At 48.7% G+C, this 17032-nt stretch carries 16 protein-coding genes; 11 read left to right on the top strand and 5 right to left on the bottom strand.

What is annotated here, in order from left to right:
* Nucleotides 1-509: 509 nt before the first annotated feature.
* The 6 genes from potA to HMPREF3052_RS11125 all read left to right on the top strand — a co-directional run bounded on the left by potA (nucleotide 510) and on the right by HMPREF3052_RS11125 (nucleotide 6662).
* Nucleotides 510-1634 (top strand): ABC transporter ATP-binding protein, encoded by a 1125-nt coding sequence (potA, locus tag HMPREF3052_RS11150; RefSeq protein WP_070749867.1) that lies wholly within the window; start codon nucleotides 510-512, stop codon nucleotides 1632-1634.
* A 15-nt stretch (nucleotides 1635-1649) separates the two neighbouring features.
* A complete protein-coding gene (locus HMPREF3052_RS11145; protein ID WP_070749865.1) occupies nucleotides 1650-2615 on the top strand; it encodes an ABC transporter permease subunit in 966 nt (321 codons plus the stop codon).
* On the top strand, nucleotides 2615-3502 hold the full coding sequence (locus tag HMPREF3052_RS11140) for an ABC transporter permease subunit (RefSeq protein WP_063076460.1): 888 nt from the start codon (nucleotides 2615-2617) through the stop codon (nucleotides 3500-3502). The genes HMPREF3052_RS11145 and HMPREF3052_RS11140 overlap by 1 nt, the downstream gene beginning before the upstream one ends.
* A 149-nt stretch (nucleotides 3503-3651) precedes the next feature.
* Complete coding sequence (locus tag HMPREF3052_RS11135) at nucleotides 3652-4947, top strand: NAD(P)/FAD-dependent oxidoreductase (protein ID WP_070749863.1); 1296 nt, start codon at nucleotides 3652-3654, stop codon at nucleotides 4945-4947.
* A 108-nt stretch (nucleotides 4948-5055) separates the two neighbouring features.
* Nucleotides 5056-6006, top strand: coding sequence for a thioredoxin-disulfide reductase (gene trxB / locus HMPREF3052_RS11130; RefSeq protein ID WP_049329772.1), 951 nt, complete (start codon nucleotides 5056-5058; stop codon nucleotides 6004-6006).
* A gap of 170 nt (nucleotides 6007-6176) precedes the next feature.
* Nucleotides 6177-6662 (top strand): DUF4189 domain-containing protein, encoded by a 486-nt coding sequence (locus tag HMPREF3052_RS11125; RefSeq protein ID WP_003682910.1) that lies wholly within the window; start codon nucleotides 6177-6179, stop codon nucleotides 6660-6662.
* Nucleotides 6663-6732: 70 nt separating this feature from the next.
* On the opposite strand, the gene HMPREF3052_RS11120 is transcribed toward HMPREF3052_RS11125, so the two are convergent.
* From HMPREF3052_RS11120 to HMPREF3052_RS11105, 4 genes are all read right to left on the bottom strand, one after another.
* Entirely contained in the window at nucleotides 6733-7173 is a 441-nt protein-coding gene (locus HMPREF3052_RS11120) for a hypothetical protein (RefSeq protein ID WP_003682952.1), read from the bottom strand.
* A gap of 71 nt (nucleotides 7174-7244) precedes the next feature.
* Nucleotides 7245-7691 carry an SsrA-binding protein SmpB gene (gene smpB / locus HMPREF3052_RS11115; RefSeq protein WP_003679566.1) on the bottom strand — a complete coding sequence of 149 codons (447 nt, stop codon included), beginning with the start codon at nucleotides 7689-7691 and terminating at the stop codon, nucleotides 7245-7247.
* A gap of 84 nt (nucleotides 7692-7775) precedes the next feature.
* Nucleotides 7776-7991, bottom strand: coding sequence for a hypothetical protein (locus tag HMPREF3052_RS11110; protein ID WP_003679564.1), 216 nt, complete (start codon nucleotides 7989-7991; stop codon nucleotides 7776-7778).
* A 75-nt stretch (nucleotides 7992-8066) separates the two neighbouring features.
* Complete coding sequence (locus HMPREF3052_RS11105; RefSeq protein WP_002217533.1) at nucleotides 8067-8270, bottom strand: cold-shock protein; 204 nt, start codon at nucleotides 8268-8270, stop codon at nucleotides 8067-8069.
* Nucleotides 8271-8526: 256 nt separating this feature from the next.
* Here HMPREF3052_RS11105 and clpS point away from each other — a divergent pair, with 256 nt between their 5' ends.
* Both clpS and clpA read left to right on the top strand, forming a co-directional pair.
* Entirely contained in the window at nucleotides 8527-8838 is a 312-nt protein-coding gene (gene clpS / locus HMPREF3052_RS11100; RefSeq protein ID WP_003679561.1) for an ATP-dependent Clp protease adapter ClpS, read from the top strand.
* Nucleotides 8839-8841: 3 nt separating this feature from the next.
* On the top strand, nucleotides 8842-11121 hold the full coding sequence (gene clpA, locus HMPREF3052_RS11095; protein WP_070749861.1) for an ATP-dependent Clp protease ATP-binding subunit ClpA: 2280 nt from the start codon (nucleotides 8842-8844) through the stop codon (nucleotides 11119-11121).
* 66 nt (nucleotides 11122-11187) lie between these two features.
* Here the strand turns inward: clpA and tkt are convergent, their stop codons facing one another.
* Nucleotides 11188-13167: a transketolase gene (gene tkt / locus HMPREF3052_RS11090; RefSeq protein ID WP_070749859.1), complete on the bottom strand. Its 1980-nt coding sequence runs from the start codon at nucleotides 13165-13167 to the stop codon at nucleotides 11188-11190.
* Nucleotides 13168-13615: 448 nt separating this feature from the next.
* On the opposite strand from tkt, the gene ccoG reads away from it, so the two are divergent.
* From ccoG to pgsA, 3 genes are all read left to right on the top strand, one after another.
* On the top strand, nucleotides 13616-15100 hold the full coding sequence (ccoG, locus tag HMPREF3052_RS11085) for a cytochrome c oxidase accessory protein CcoG (protein WP_070749857.1): 1485 nt from the start codon (nucleotides 13616-13618) through the stop codon (nucleotides 15098-15100).
* A 5-nt stretch (nucleotides 15101-15105) separates the two neighbouring features.
* Nucleotides 15106-15672: a FixH family protein gene (locus HMPREF3052_RS11080; RefSeq protein WP_083318836.1), complete on the top strand. Its 567-nt coding sequence runs from the start codon at nucleotides 15106-15108 to the stop codon at nucleotides 15670-15672.
* 676 nt (nucleotides 15673-16348) lie between these two features.
* Nucleotides 16349-16909 (top strand): CDP-diacylglycerol--glycerol-3-phosphate 3-phosphatidyltransferase, encoded by a 561-nt coding sequence (pgsA, locus tag HMPREF3052_RS11070; protein WP_003679552.1) that lies wholly within the window; start codon nucleotides 16349-16351, stop codon nucleotides 16907-16909.
* Nucleotides 16910-17032 lie beyond the last annotated feature (123 nt).

Raw genomic sequence — 17032 nt, 5'->3', positions numbered from 1 at the left:
TTTTCGTAGCCTAGCATAACTGCTAATCTATGTCAGTCCCTTTATTTTTTATATAGCGGATTTAGTTTCAATTTTGAGCAAACTGCCCCGCCCGATATAAAACGTAATCCATTATGGTTTTAGCAAATAAATGCAATTTGCGTATTTTATTCTATTTTGAATAATTATTTAAGACATATAAATAACAATTAAGCCACTTTGTGCAGAAAAACAACGTTACCCATTTTTACTATCGTGTTTCCCTGCCTGCCTTTCCTTTCATATTTGTTTCAAATCAGCCGATACAAGCAATTTCATATTGCCCCTATGAGGCTTAGGCTAATATAATATCGAGTTTGCCGAGAGCAAAAGCTTAGGCTTAAACTGCTTTCTATCCACGCTGCCCGTGCGCTTTACAAGAGTTTCAGACGGCCTCCGTCCGACTCCCGCCAGCAATCAAACAGCTTTTTATCACCCATTCGAAAATCCGTTTTGCCGGTACTCGTCTTTCTTTTTGGAGTATTGCCATTATGACCGCAACCACTGCGTCTTCAGCCAAACCTTATCTGCAAATCCAAGGTTTGGTGAAAAAGTTTGGTGACAATTACGCTGTCGATAACATCGACTTGGACATTTACCAACATGAAATCTTTGCCCTTTTGGGCAGCTCAGGCAGTGGCAAATCCACGCTGCTGCGCATGTTGGCAGGCATGGAAAGCCCAAATCAGGGCAAAATCATTCTCGACGGCCAAGACATTACCAAGCTTGCTCCGTACAAGCGCCCAATCAACATGATGTTCCAAAGCTATGCTCTGTTCCCACACATGAGCGTTGAGCAAAACATCGCTTTCGGTCTGAAACAAGACAAAATGCCTAAAGGCGAAATCGACGCCCGAGTGGAAGAAATGTTGCGCCTAGTGCAAATGACCAAATACGCCAAACGCAAGCCGCACCAACTCTCCGGCGGTCAGCAACAACGTATCGCTTTGGCACGCAGCCTGGCGAAACGTCCTAAAATCCTGCTGCTTGACGAACCTTTGGGCGCACTCGATAAAAAACTGCGCCAACAAACCCAACTGGAATTGGTCAACACGCTGGAACAAGTCGGCGTAACCTGCATCATGGTTACCCACGACCAAGAAGAAGCGATGACCATGGCGACCCGTATCGCCATTATGTCTGACGGCCAATTGCGCCAAGTTGGTACGCCTAGCGACGTATACGATTATCCTAATAGCCGCTTTACTGCCGAATTTATCGGCGAAACCAATATTTTTGACGGCGTCGTTGTTGATGACCGCGCCGATTTCTCCATCGTCAAATGTGACGGCTTGGAAAACCACGTCCGCATCGACCACGGCTTGGGCGTTCCGAACGACCATGAAATTTGGATCAGCATCCGCCCTGAAGACATTGATTTGCACAAAGAAAAACCAGAACACTTAGGCGCGCACAACTGGGCTCAAGGCACAGTCAAAGAGATTGCCTACCTGGGCAGCTTTGCGATTTACCACATCAAACTCGCCAACGGCCGCGTCGTCAAGAGCCAAGTTCCCGCACCTTATTGGTATGTGCGTAACATTACGCCGCCGACTTGGGATGAAACCGTCTATATCAGCTGGCCTGAAAACCAACCGACACCTCTGTTCAGTTAATTTGAGGGAAATGTGATGAACCTTAAAAAACTGAAAAATAAACTGTTCCGCCGCCCTGGACAGCGTGCAGTGATTGCCGTGCCGTATATCTGGCTCTTGGTGCTGTTTCTGATTCCGTTCGCCATCGTCTTGAAAATCAGCTTTGCCGAACAAGAAATCGCCATTCCGCCATTTACGCCGTTGACAACGATTGATGAAGACTTAGGCCGTCTGAACATTGCCATCAGCTATCAGAACTACGCCGACATCTTCCAAAATTTTTGGAATACGCTCAATCCGTTTGGCGACAGTGAAAACAGCAATATCTATCTGATGACCTACTGGTCTTCGATTAAGACTGCGCTGACAACGACTATCATCTGCCTGCTGATTGGTTATCCGACCGCTTATGCCATTTCACGCGCCAATCCGGCTGCGCGTAACGGCCTGCTATTGGCAATCATGCTGCCTTTCTGGACCTCTTTCCTGTTGCGTGTTTACGCATGGATGGGTTTATTGGGACACAACGGCATCATCAATAATTTCTTAATCAAATATGGAATCATCAGCGAGCCTTTAGACCTGTTCTACAATGCTTTCTCGCTGAATTTGGTGATGGTTTACGCCTATCTACCGTTTATGATTTTGCCGCTGTACACACAACTGGTAAAACTGGACAACCGTCTGCTCGAAGCTGCTTCCGACTTGGGCGCAGGTCCGATCAAATCCTTCTTTACCATTACCCTGCCTTTATCCAAAACAGGCATCATTGCAGGCTCTATGCTGGTCTTCGTGCCGGCCGTCGGCGAATTTGTGATTCCTGAATTGGTGGGTGGTTCTGAAAACCTGATGATCGGTAAAGTCTTGTGGCAGGCATTCTTCGACCAAAACAACTGGCCGCTGGCTTCTGCCGTCGCCGTCGTTATGGTTGCCCTGCTGGTTGTACCAATTGCCCTGTTCCAGCACTATGAAAACCGCGAATTGGAAGAAGGAGGCAAATAATGCAGAAAACCAAATTATCCTGGTTCTTGAAACTGATGCTCCTGCTCTCGCTGGCATTCCTCTATATTCCGCTGGTGGTTTTGGTCGTCTATTCTTTCAATGAATCCAAACTGGTTACCGTTTGGGGCGGTTTCTCAACCAAATGGTACGGCGCATTGATGGAAAACGACACCATCTTGGAAGCGGCCTGGCTGTCATTGCGTATCGCCATCGTTTCCTCGCTTGCCGCCGTAGCACTCGGCACATTGGCAGGTTACGCCATGGCGCGCATCAAGCGCTTCCGCGGCAGTACCCTGTTTGCCGGTATGATTTCCGCGCCTATGGTGATGCCTGATGTGATTACCGGTTTGTCCATGCTGCTGTTGATTATTCAGGTGCAAATGTTCCTGCAAGGCAGTGAATTGCTGCAATCGCTCTACTTCGATCGCGGCTTCTTCACCATCTTCCTCGGACACACCACGCTTTGCATGGCATACATTACCGTCGTTATCCGCTCGCGCTTGGTAGAATTGGATCAATCCTTGGAAGAAGCGGCTATGGACTTGGGTGCCCGTCCGCTGAAGATTTTCTTCGTGATTACCCTGCCGTTGATTGCCCCCGCGATTGCTTCCGGCTTCCTCTTGGGCATTACCCTGTCTTTGGACGACTTGGTGATTACCTCCTTCCTGTCAGGCCCGGGTTCATCGACATTACCGCAAGTGATTTTCTCCAAAATCAAACTCGGTCTTGACCCTCAGATGAACGTTTTGGCAACCATCCTGATCGGTATCATCGGTACGCTGGTGATTGTCGTCAACTATTGGATGATGCGTCAGGCAACCAAACGGGAACGCGAGGCTGCCGAAGCCTACCGCCAAGAAAAATTGGCAGCCGAGAAAGCCGCCTAATATGCAGACAGGCTGTCCGATAAAGCGTCGGAACAGCCTGTTTTATTAACTGCATCTTATCCTTTCAGATGGCCTGAACCCAAATCCACATTCCAGGCCGTCTGAAAACCTATTTTCAATGAAGTGAAAACCAACCTAAAGCTCAAATCATGATTAATCCCAGCTTCAAAGAATACCTTCCTTCCTACTATGTCAGCACGGCCAATCCCCATCCGTCTTATCCGACGCTTGAAGGCCGTCTGAAAACTGAAACCTGCGTTATCGGCGGCGGCCTGTCCGGTTTATGCACCGCCCTACCGCTTGCCGAAAACGGCCATGACGTCATTGTGCTTGAAGCCGCCCGTATCGGTTTCGGCGCATCAGGCCGCAGCGGCGGACAAGTCATCAGCGACTTTGCTTGCGGCATGGAAGAAATCGAAAAGCAAATCGGCTTGGAACAGGCACAATGGTTCTGGCAGCAATCTCTGCAAGCCGTTGAACTGGTTGACTCGCGCATTCAAAAACACAATATCCAATGCGATTGGCAACACGGCTACGCTACCGTCGCCGTCCGTCCTCAGCATTGGGAAGAATTGCAACAATGGCACGAACACGCCCAAAAACATTATGGCGCAAGCCATTACCAGCTTTGGGATAAAGCCACGCTGAAGCAGCAACTTGCCAGCGATATGTATCAAGGCGCGCAATTTGATCCTTTATCCGGCCACTTACACCCGCTCAATTACACCCTGGGCATTGCCAAAGCGGCAGCCGATGCAGGCGCACAACTTTTTGAGCAATCCCCGATGACACGTATCGAGCCATGCGATAACGGCTGGCTGGTTCATACACCCAAGGGAAGCGTTGAATGCAAAAACCTCGTTTATGCCGTCAACACTTATGCAGGCTTACACCCGAAATTCAAAGTATTGGAACAAAAAGCCATTGCAGTCAGCACCTTTATCATCGCCACCGAGCCTCTGGGTGAGCGTGCCAAAGACCTGATCCGCAACAATATGGCCATCTGCGACAACCGCCACGTCCTCGACTACTACCGCCTCAGCGCCGACGGCCGCCTGCTCTTCGGCGGCAAAGACAACGAGTTTATCGACGATCCTGACCGCATGACCGAACTCGTCCGCCAAGACATGCTGAAAGTTTTCCCGCAACTTGCCGATATCAGAATCGAGCATTCTTGGGGCGGCGAATGCGACATCACGCGCAATCTCGCCCCACATTTCGGCCGCCTCGCCCCTACTGTTTTCTACGCCCAAGGCTATTCCGGACACGGCATGGCGATTACCGGCATTGCCGGTTTGGCGATTGCCGAAGCCATCATGGGCGATGACGGCCGTCTGAAACCTTTTGAGCAACTGCGCCACAGCAATATCATTACCCAGCCTTTCCTGCGCAAACTCGGCTCTTTCCTCGGCTCAAAATACTATCAATGGAAAGACAGCCACTAAACCCAAGCAACAAACATATTTCAGACGGCGGCAGATTCAAGTAAAATTCAGGCCGTCTGAAAGCTTAGATACGACAAAATTCAATCATTTATCAGCAAGGAAACCATCATGAGCAACCATCACAAACTCATCATCCTCGGCTCCGGCCCTGCCGGCTATACTGCCGCCGTCTATGCCGCCCGTGCCAACCTCAACCCTGTGATCATTACAGGCGTTGAACAAGGCGGACAACTGATGACCACCACCGAAGTGGACAACTGGCCTGCCGATGCAGAAGGCGTACAAGGTCCGGAACTGATGGCCCGTTTCCAAGCTCATGCCGAACGCTTCGGTACTGAAATGATTTTCGACCAAATCCATACCGTTGATTTGCAAAACCGTCCTTTCACCCTCAAAGGCGATATGGGCGAATACACCTGTGATGCGCTCATTGTTGCTACCGGCGCATCCGCCAAATATTTAGGTTTGCCAAGCGAAGAAACCTTTGCCGGAAAAGGCGTTTCCGCCTGCGCAACTTGCGATGGTTTCTTCTACAAAAAACAAGATGTTGCCGTAGTAGGCGGTGGCAATACCGCTGTGGAAGAAGCCCTCTACCTTGCCAATATCGCCAACACCGTTACCCTGATTCACCGCCGTGACAGCTTCCGCGCCGAGAAAATCATGGTGGACAAACTGATGCAACGTGTCGAAGAAGGCAAAATCATCCTCAAGCTCAACAGCTCGGTTGATGAAATCTTGGGCGACGAAAGTGGCGTTACCGGTGCACGCCTGAAACACAATGACGGCAGCACTGAAGAAATCGCGGTAAAAGGCGTTTTCATCGCCATCGGCCACAAACCCAACACCGATATCTTCAAAGGCCAACTCGATATGGATGAAACTGGCTACCTGAAAACCAAAGGCGGCACCGGTGACAATGTTGGTGCAACCAATATCGAAGGCGTATGGGCGGCAGGCGACGTCAAAGACCATACCTACCGTCAAGCCATCACCAGCGCAGCTTCCGGCTGCCAAGCCGCGCTGGATGCCGAACGTTGGCTCGACCGCCACGGCGTATAAGCCTCTAAGCTACGCCCTATTCTTTAAAACATAATAAAAGGCCGTCTGAAATTTCAGACGGCCTATAATCTATCTACCACACTCAAATATTCATTTTAAAAGCAAATTTATATCAAATAAGAACTTTTGCTTTATAATAACGACAAATACCCAACAAACAGGGAACAAACATGAAAAAAACACTAACGACACTTATCCTTTGCGCACTGACTCCTGCCGCCCTGGCTGCCGATACTTACGGCTACCTGGCCATGTGGCAAAACCCTGCCGACAGCAATGAAGTGCTGCAAATCAAAACCACCAAAGAAAATGCCACCCAACTGGATGCGACAGCCGAACTCGAAACATTCTGCAAAGGCCAAGATGCCTTAGCCGGTATCAGCGCAGGCCAAGCAACAGGCTGTAAAACAGTTGTCCCTCTGCACAACACCTGTATCGCTGTTGCCTACCCTAAAGCCATGGGCAAATTGACTGCGCAAAACGTAGTGGCCATTACCTCTCCACGTTTCAAAACCGTGCATCAAATTGCCTTGAACCAGTGTATCAAAAAATACGGCTCACAAGGACAATGCGCTTTAGAAACAGTCTATTGCACTTCCGAAACCTACTACCAAGGTACGGTTAAAACCCTTTGGGAAAAAATCAAATCCATTTAAGGCCGTCTGAAAATAAAACCGGCTTGCCCGATATTCTCTATCACGGCAAGCCGGTTTTTTATTCTGGCTTTTATTTGCTGTTTTTTTCCAACAATTTAGCCACAACGCCTTCAGCCTGTTTCACCAAATCAGGATTGGTTCGGAAGTGGTTTTCATCATTCAAGGAGTAGCTGACAGTCGAAACCGCGTACTTCGTGCTTCTCAACACAAATACACCTTTACGCAAGATTTCATTATTGCCTTTGGTTTTATAACGCAGATTATACGGGCAAGAAGAATCATACAGTTTGCCGCGGTTATCCGCTGTCACAATCGTGCTGCCGATACCGCGTTTTGCCAAAGCTTTAGACAAAGCACGATCCAAATCATGCGGCCTTACTTTTGCATTTTGAATGATGCAGACATGTTTGATGCTGGTCAGCTCTTCAGGTTTCAATACTCGTTGTTCCGTAGTGGAACACGCGCCCAACAACAATACGGCTGAAGCCGCGGCTAAAATCATGGTTTTCATCTGTTTTCCTTTTTAAAATTTTCAAACAATAAATATTCAGACGGCCTTTATAAAAAGGCCGTCTGAAAAAATCAACGTACGTTTTTCATTAAACGCTGTTTCTCACGCTTCCAATCCGCTTCTTTCAGGCTTTGGCGTTTGTCATGCTGTTTCTTACCCTTAGCCAAACCGATTTCCACTTTGATTCTACCGCGGGTGTAATGCAGGTTTAAGGGCACAATCGTATAGCCGGCACGTTCGGTTTTGCCGATTAACTTATTGATTTCCGATTGTTTCAACAACAACTTACGCGGACGGACAGGGTCAGGTTTGACGTGTGTCGAGGCAGTGGGCAACGCGGTAATGTGGCAGCCCACCAAATAGAATGCGTCTTTTTTCCAGTAGATATAACTTTCTTTTAATTGCACGCGTGCAGCGCGGATGGCTTTGACTTCCCATCCTTCCAATACTATACCGGCTTCGATTTGGTCTTCGATAAAGAAATCGTGAAAGGCTTTTTTATTATTGGCAATACTCATTGTGCTGATTCTTTACAAACTTTTCAGACGGCCTATTTTATCAGGCATGCTTAAAAAATAAAACGGCAAACGGTTTTGAAACGTTTATTCGCTTAAAACATGGCGGCGGTAAAAGCGGTCGATATCAGCAATCGCTTTTTCATCTTCAGGGCGCAAATCCAGTTTCAAATCGGCAAGGCGGATCAAGATTTGGTCTTCACGCTCGGCAACGGCGCAGCTGACCTCGCCTTCGCTGCGAAAATGACGGATAAGCTCGTCCAACTGGTTTAAAGCATTTTGATAAGATGAATTTTGATTCATAATTTTTGACTCGAACGCCCATAAAAAATGGCGGGAAACCCCGCCATGATTTTACGGCTTACGCCGCGTATTTGATTAAGCAGCTTGAATGTTAGCAGCTTGTTTGCCTTTAGGGCCGGTGGTTACGTCGAAAGACACGCGTTGGCCTTCTTTCAGGGTTTTGAAACCTTCCATGTTGATCGCTGAGAAGTGAGCGAACAAATCTTCGCCACCTTCGTCAGGAGTGATGAAACCAAAACCTTTAGCGTCGTTAAACCATTTTACGATACCGGTTGCCATTAGAAACTTCCTATACTTAAAAATTAACAAAATCAGCAAAACAAGGCATACAGCAAACTAAAACGTTCAGCGTTTCTCCCCCGTATTGCATACGCGGTCGAGTGCCAACTTCTGCTTAACCGTCTTTTTACATTTGTTAAGACAAAACGTCAAGCTATGTTTTCAAAAAAGTGGGAAAATAGAAAAAAATTGCCGAAATACAACAGAAAACGGTTTGCAATCAAAACAAGCCGTCTGAAAATTGAAACCTAAGATTATGAACCATCCGAATACCGACCACCAATCCGATACCCTGCTCAGCGATATCAACACACAGCCGCCGAAACGTTACGGCGTATTTTTATTGAACGACGATTACACCACCATGGAATTTGTCGTCGAGATCCTGACCGAAGTCTTTATGCTTGCACAGGAACAGGCAGTGGCCGTCATGCTGCTGGTTCACCACGAAGGCAAAGGCCTGTGTGGCACCTACACGCGCGATATTGCCCAGACCAAGCAACATCAGGTCATGGAACGTGCTAAAGCTGAAGGACATCCGCTCAAATGTATAGTCGAAGAGGTTTAAATCATGCTTTCACCCGAATTGGAACACATCCTGCAACTGCTCTACCGTGAAGCACGCAACGCCCGTTATGAGTTTATCAGCTTGGAACACCTGCTTTTGGTGTTGATAGAAGAAGATGCGGCTGTGCCGAACGTCTTGAAACTGTGTGGTGCGGATTTAAAAGTCCTGTCCGAGCAGCTTGCGGCCAGCGTTGCTGAAAACACGCCGCAAATTCCCGATCATCTTCTAGATACGGTCGAAACCCAGCCGACATTGGGCTTCCAACGCGTCATCCAACGGGCAATGGTGCATACCCAGTCTGCCGGCAAAGCCGCAGTAGAGCCTTTAGATATTTTGGTTGCAATGATGAGTGAATCCGAAAGCCATGCGGTTTATTTCCTCAAATTGCAATCCATTACGCGCTTTGAAGTCTTGCGTTGCATTGCCCATGGCTCGCCCGATGACGAGGATGGCAATGATTCAGACGGCCTGGGACGCGAGGGTGAGGAAGCGGAACAAAAAACCGGCTCCCTTTCCGACTACACCGTCAACCTCAACGCCGAAGTCAAAGCCGGCCGTATCGACCCTTTGATTGGTCGCAAACACGAAATGGAACGACTGGTGCAAATCCTGTGCCGCCGCCGTAAAAACAATCCGCTTTTGGTCGGCGAGGCAGGCGTGGGCAAAACCGCGCTGGCAGAAGGCTTGGCGCATCAAATCGTCAACGGCGACATTCCCGACGCGCTGAAAGAAGCCGAAGTGTACGCGCTGGATATGGGTTCGCTTTTGGCGGGCACGAAATACCGCGGCGACTTTGAAGCGCGGGTCAAGTCCGTCTTAAAGCAGCTCGAAAAAATCCCGCACGCCATTTTGTTTATCGACGAAATCCACACTATCATCGGCGCGGGCAGTACCAGCGGCGGCACGATGGATGCGTCCAACCTGCTCAAACCCGCGCTGACAAAAGGCTCGCTGCGCTGCATCGGCGCGACCACCTACGACGAATACCGCACCATTTTCGACAAAGACCACGCCTTAAGCCGCCGCTTCCAAAAAATCGACGTGGTCGAACCCACCGTCGCCGAAACCGTGCAAATCCTGCGCGGCTTGAAACCGATGTTCGAAGGCTTCCACCAAGTGCGCTACACGCAAGGCGCACTCGAAGCCGCCGCCGAACTTTCCGCGCGTTACATCAACGAACGTTTCCTGCCCGACAAAGCCATCGACGTAATGGACGAAGCAGGCGCTGCGCAACGGATTTTGCCCAAATCCAAACAGAAAAAAGTCATCGGCAAAGCACAAATTGAAACCGTCATCGCCAAAGTTGCGCGGATTCCTGAAAAAACCGTATCGAACGACGACAAACAAGTGCTGCAATTCCTCGGCCGCGATTTGAAAAACATGGTTTACGGTCAGGAAAACGCCATCGACGCGCTGGTTGCCGCCGTCAAAATGTCGCGCTCCGGCCTTGCCCTACCCGACAAACCCATAGGCTGCTTCCTCTTCTCCGGCCCGACCGGCGTCGGCAAAACCGAAGTCGCCAAACAGCTTGCCTACTCGATGGGCGTACCGCTGCAACGCTTTGATATGTCCGAATACATGGAACGCCACGCCGTATCGCGCCTCATCGGCGCGCCGCCGGGCTACGTCGGCTTTGAACAAGGCGGCCTTTTGACCGAAGCCGTCAACAAGCAGCCGCATTGCGTGTTGCTCTTAGACGAAATAGAAAAAGCCCACCCCGACATTTTCAACGTCCTCCTGCAAGTCATGGACGCAGGCAAACTGACCGACAACAACGGCAAGAGTGCCGATTTCCGCAACGTCATCCTGATTATGACCACCAACGCAGGCGCGGAAAGCCTCAGCCACCCCAGCCTCGGCTTTACCGCCAAACGCGAACGCGGCGACGAAATGCAGGCAATCAACAAACTCTTCACGCCCGAGTTCCGCAATCGCTTGGACGCGATTATCCCGTTTGCGCCCTTGTCCGAACCCATCATCGTCAAAGTCGTGGACAAATTCCTGCTCCAGCTCGAACACCAGCTCCTCGACAAAAAAGTCGAAGCCGAATTCACACCGGCATTGCGCAAATATCTGGCAGAAAAAGGTTTCGATCCACAAATGGGTGCGCGCCCGATGAACCGACTGATTCAGGAAAAAATCCGCAAACCACTCGCCGACGAACTCCTGTTCGGCAAACTCGCCGAAGGCGGCTTTGTGCTGATAGACTGGGATGCAGCAAAAGAAGAAGCCGTGTTGAAGTTTAAGAAAAGCAAGGTCAAACCTGAAGCAGAAACTGTTTAACCGGTTAAAAAATAAAAGGCCGTCTGAAATTTCAGACGGCCTTTTTATTTCAATCAAAAATCTGATTTACAAAACGGATTTAACAGTGGCAACCACATTGTCTACGGTAAAGCCGAATTCTTTAAACAGCAAGTCAGCAGGTGCAGACTCGCCGAAGCGATTGATACCGACCACTGCACCGTTCAAACCGACGTATTTATACCAACCGTCAGCATGTCCGGCTTCTACGGCTATGCGTGGCAAGCCTTCCGGCAGAACCGCGGCTTTATAGGCGGCATCTTGGCGGTCGAATACATTGGTAGAAGGCATGGAAACAACGCGCACGGCAATACCTTGTTCTGCCAATACCTTTTGCGCTTCCAGAGCCAATTCAACTTCAGAACCGGTAGCAATTACAACAGCTTGCGCATTGCCTTGAGCTTCGCTGATTACATAAGCACCGCGTTTAATGTCGTTCAACTGTTGCTCATCACGCGCTTGGAATTTCAGGTTTTGACGGCTGAAAATCAGGCTGGACGGATGATCGGCCGCTTTAACGGCTTCAGACCACGCTACCAAAGATTCAACGGTATCGCATGGACGCCATACATCCATATTTGGAATCAGGCGCAGAGTGGCAGTTTGTTCGATAGGTTGGTGGGTTGGCCCGTCTTCGCCCAAACCGATGGAATCATGGGTGAACACAAATACAGGGTTGATTTTCATCAGTGCCGCCATGCGCAAGGCGTTGCGTTCGTATTCGCTGAACATCAGGAAAGTCGCGCCGAACGGTTTAACGCCGCCATGCAGGGTAAGGCCGTTCATGATTGCGCCCATGCCGAACTCACGCACACCGTAGTGAATATAGTTGCCGCCGTGTTCGCGGGTAACGGAAACGCTGTTTGACCAGTCAGTCAGGTTGGACGGGGTCAAGTCGGCAGAGCCGCCCACCAATTCAGGCAGCTCTTTTGCCAAGATTTCAATGCTGTTTTGACTGGCTTTACGGGTGGCGATGGTTTCTGCTTTGGCACACACTTCTTTCAATGCAGCTTGAACGTAAGCGTCGAAATTGTCCGGCAGTTTTTTATCCATGCGGCGCACAAATTCTGCGGCTTCAGCAGGATATTTGGCTTGATATTGAGTGAAGAGTTTGTTCCATTCGGCCTCAAGTTTCGCGCCTTTTTCTTTTGCATCCCATGCAGCATAGATTTCTTGAGGAATTTCAAACGCAGGATAAGCCCAACCCAAATGTTTGCGCGTGGCTTCGATCTCGTCCGCACCCAAAGGCGCACCGTGGGTTTTATGGCTGCCTTCTTTGTTGGCACTGCCTTTACCGATTAAGGTTTTGCAGCAAATCAGGGAAGGTTTGCCAGTTTCGGCTTTGGCCGCTTCAATGGCCGTCTGAATAGCATCAGTATCATGACCGTTTACATTTGGAATCACATGCCAGCCGTAGCTTTCAAAACGTTGCGGAATGTTTTCGGTAAACCAACCATCCACTTTACCATCGATGGAAATATTGTTGTCATCATATAAAACAATCAGTTTGCCCAAGCCCAAAGTACCGGCAAGCGAGCAGGCTTCATGCGATACGCCTTCCATCATACAACCGTCGCCCATGAAGACGTAGGTGTGGTGGTCAACGATATTCAAACCGTCTTTATTGAATTCGGCAGCCAAGATTTTTTCAGCCAAAGCCATACCCACTGCGTTGGCAATGCCTTGTCCCAACGGACCGGTCGTGGTTTCCACGCCGTCGGTGTAGCCGTATTCAGGATGACCGGGGGTTTTGCTGTGCAGTTGGCGGAAGTTTTTCAGATCATCAATAGAAACGTTGTAGCCGGTCAGGTGCAACAGGCTGTAAAGAATCATGGAAGCATGACCATTGGAGAGGACAAAACGGTCGCGGTTGTAGAATTTCGGGTTGGCCGGATTATGATTGAGGAACTTCGTCCACAATACTTCCGCCATTTCCGCCATACCCATAGGCGCACCCGGGTGGCCGGAGTTGGCTTTCTGTACGGCATCGACTGAGAGGAAACGGATTGCGTTTGCCAGTTGAGACATGGTTTGACCTTCCTTGGACAAGATTGGAAATTTGAAAAAGTGTGCCGATTATCGCCTGAATCAGCCGTGCTTTCAAGAATAGCCTTTTATATTTGCATTGTCAGATGGCATGATTTCCAATAGGCCGTCTGAAACGGACGGGATAGATGATATTAACTGTTATTTCGTTTTGAAACAGTATGTTGTAAATTTTTTATCGGATAAATAGTAAATCACTATAAGCATAAACCTACACTTATTCCGTAAGCCTTTGAATACTGCTCTTTTCAGACGGCCTTGTATGAGGCAGGAGTACCTCAACTATCGTTAAGGCCAAACCCTGCTTTTGCTTTGCATAGAGCCAAATGTTATGATTTTATATGCACGCCCAAGGCCGTCTGAAAATACTCGCATCAAACTACTACCATGACAAAAGGCTTGTGTGCACTTCGATTAAGGAACACTGATTATGTCACCCGAAAACCAAGCGGAAAACACCACACCCTCAACAGAAAAAACGGCAAAAGCCAATCCGCCCAAACCTTCCAAACCCAAATCCAGCGTAATTCAAATTCATCCCGAAGGCGAACGCATCCATCCGAAAAAAGCAGAAGGACGCTTTGCCAAACTTCGTATCGCCGCCGTATTGGCGACCCAGTTTGTATTTTACGTAATTCCATGGTTTAACTGGAGTAACCGTCAGGCAGTTTTATTCAATATCCCTGACCGTCATTTTTTCATTTTCGGCCTGTCACTGGGCATGGGCGATTTGATTTACCTTGCCTTACTGCTGATGATTTGTGCTTTCGGCCTATTTTGGTGGACAACCATTGCCGGTCGTTTGTGGTGCGGTTATTCTTGCCCGCAAACGGTTTACACCGAAATCATGCTTTGGATCGACAACTTGGTTGAAGGCGACCGCAACAAACGTTTAAAACTGGAAAAATCGCCTTGGAACTTTACTAAAATCCGCATTAAGGCCACCAAATATCTACTGATTTTCCTTGTCTGTGCGTGGACAGGTATCACTTTTGCAGGCTGGTTTGTCCCTATCCGCCAGTTTGTTCCCGATTTATTCACCGGAGCAGCAGGCGGCGGCGCAATGTTTGCCGCAGCGTTTTACGGATTCATGACCTTCTTCTTTGCCCACATCATGCGCGAAAAAGTGTGTCTGCATATGTGCCCGTATGCACGCTTCCAAAGTGCGATGTTTGACAAAGACACGCTGATTATTTCCTACGATACCGAACGCGGCGAACCTCGCGGTGCACGCAAAAAAACCGCCAACAAAGAAGACAGCGGCTTGGGCGACTGTATCAACTGCACCATGTGCGTACAAGTCTGCCCCGTCGGCATCGACATCCGCGACGGCCTGCAATACCAATGTATCGGTTGTGCAGCCTGTGTCGACGCTTGTGACGAAATCATGGACAAAATGGGTTATCCGCGCGGCCTGATCCGTTACACCACCGAAGGCGCAATGGAGCATGAATACCCTGAAAGCGACATCAAAAAACGCCTGAAACGCCCTCGTGTTGCAGGTTATGGTGCAGTATTGTTTGTGGTTATTATTGCTTTCTTAACCGGCATTTCTACCCGTAAAATGATCGAAGTGGATATTCTGAAAGACCGCGGTGTGATGGTGCGTGAAAACAGCCAAGGCTGGTTGGAAAATGCCTACAACCTGCGCATCATTAATAAGAGTGAACATGAACAGACCGTTACTGCAACAGTCAAAGGTTTTGATGATATCGCCTTGACCGGCTTGCCAGAAAACGGTATTAAAATTGCGCCACGCGAAACCGTAACCATTCCGGTTCAAGTGTCCACCCTCCCTGAGTACGCCGAAAAAGGCAGCCAGCCGATTGAATTTACCTTCACATATCGTGAAACCGATGCTGCTGATGCCGAACCGACTGTCTTGAATGAAAAAGCAACCTTTATTGGAGAATAACAACGGTGTCCCAACCCAATTCCACTAAGCCTTGGTATAAACACATTTGGCCTTGGGTGCTGATGGCAGGTCCCATCTTTGTCGTTATCGCCAGCGTGTCTATGTTCTTCGTCGCAAAAGAACATACGACAGACTTGGTTTCCGACGATTACTATAAAGACGGCAAACACATCGAAATACAGCTTCACCGCGATGAAGAAGCCGTTAAACGGCAGATTCAGGTGCAGGTTTTAATCAGTCCGGACATGAATGCCGCCAAAGTATTCGTCAGTGGACAATTCGATCCCAAACAGCCATTAAACCTGCTGCTGATGCACCCGACACGCAAAGCTGACGACCAAACCGTCAAGCTGCGCGCCGTAACGTCCGAACCACAAAACGGCCGTATGGAATACGAAGCCATCTTCAAACCTCTCCACCAAACCAATCATTGGTACTTGCGAGTTGAAGATACCTCAGGCGTGTGGCGTGTTGAAAACAAATGGATAGTCAGCCAAGGCAACGCAGTCAATCTGACGCCTATGGACAAATTGTTCGACAACGGCAAACAAGCCGCTTCAGAAGAACAATAAATCCCATGTTCAGGCCGTCTGAAACCTTTCAGACGGCCTGAAAATCTTTATATCCTATACTCTTCTTTAAAATATGATTTTTTCCAATTGGCGTAGACTGACCGAAAATGAAGTCCGTATGGCAAAACAGGTTTTTGCCGACGGTATAAACTTCAACCGCATTAAAATATATCGCGGTATCCCCTTACTGCCCAACCCCAATATCGCTATCGCCCCCAATGGAAATATATATTTCCCGCGCAAACACTGCCCTGATGATTTCACTCAAGCCGGCATCGCCTACAAAATCTGGCTGATTCATGAACTGACACATGTCTGGCAACACCAGCGCGGTCACAAAGTTTGGTTATCCGGTTTATTCATTATGCTCAAAGGCGGATATAGGAAACGCAAAGCTTACGCCTATCCCATACCTCTGCCTCACTTCAACCAACTCAATATCGAGCAGCAGGCCGACCTCGTTGCCCACTATTTTGCAGCCACTTACCTGCCCAAAAACATTTACACCCCTCAACAACCCATTTTTCAGACGGCCTTAACAGACTTTCTTCACAACCCGCATAACAAAGCCCTATGCCCACGTTACTTGTCGGCAAAAAAACAACACTCTAAAAAGCCCAGCGAGCAAATAAGCTATAATGGACAATCCGACACATCGTCCAAAAGGTCCCAAACCATGCCTTGGAACATACCTATTTTACTTACCTGGATGCGCGTCCTATTAATCCCCGTGTTCACCATCCTATTCTATTTACCGAACACATGGATTCAACCACAAACCGTCAACTGGACAGCCGCCATCATCTTTGCACTTGCAGCTATTACAGACTGGTTTGACGGCTTTTTAGCACGCCGCTGGAAACAAACCTCCGACTTTGGCGCATTCCTCGACCCCGTTGCCGACAAACTCATGGTTGCCGTTGCCCTACTCCTACTCGTCAGCCTTGGCAGAACATACGCCATCTTCGCCATGATTATTATCGGCCGAGAAATCACCATTTCCGCCTTGCGCGAATGGATGGCACAAATGGGCAAACGCGGCAGTGTTGCAGTGGCCACTATCGGCAAATTCAAAACCACTGCCCAAATGATCGCCATCTTCCTTTTGCTTATCGGCACAGACAAATATAACGACCCTTTCTATCTCATTGGTAACATATTGATGTTTATAGCATCCGTATTGACCATCTGGTCCATGTGCTACTACCTGAAAATGGCATGGAAAGAATTCAAATAAAATTTTTAAAAAATAAAAACAAAACACTTGACTCACACGATTAAATCCATAATAATTGCGTCTTCTTCGATATACGAAGCAACAAATATCAGAGCGGGAATAGCTCAGTTGGTAGAGCGCAAC

Source organism: Neisseria sp. HMSC056A03, from assembly GCF_001815685.1.
Classification (GTDB): Bacteria; Pseudomonadota; Gammaproteobacteria; order Burkholderiales; family Neisseriaceae; genus Neisseria; species Neisseria subflava.
This window is presented reverse-complemented; position numbering and strand designations above follow the sequence as displayed.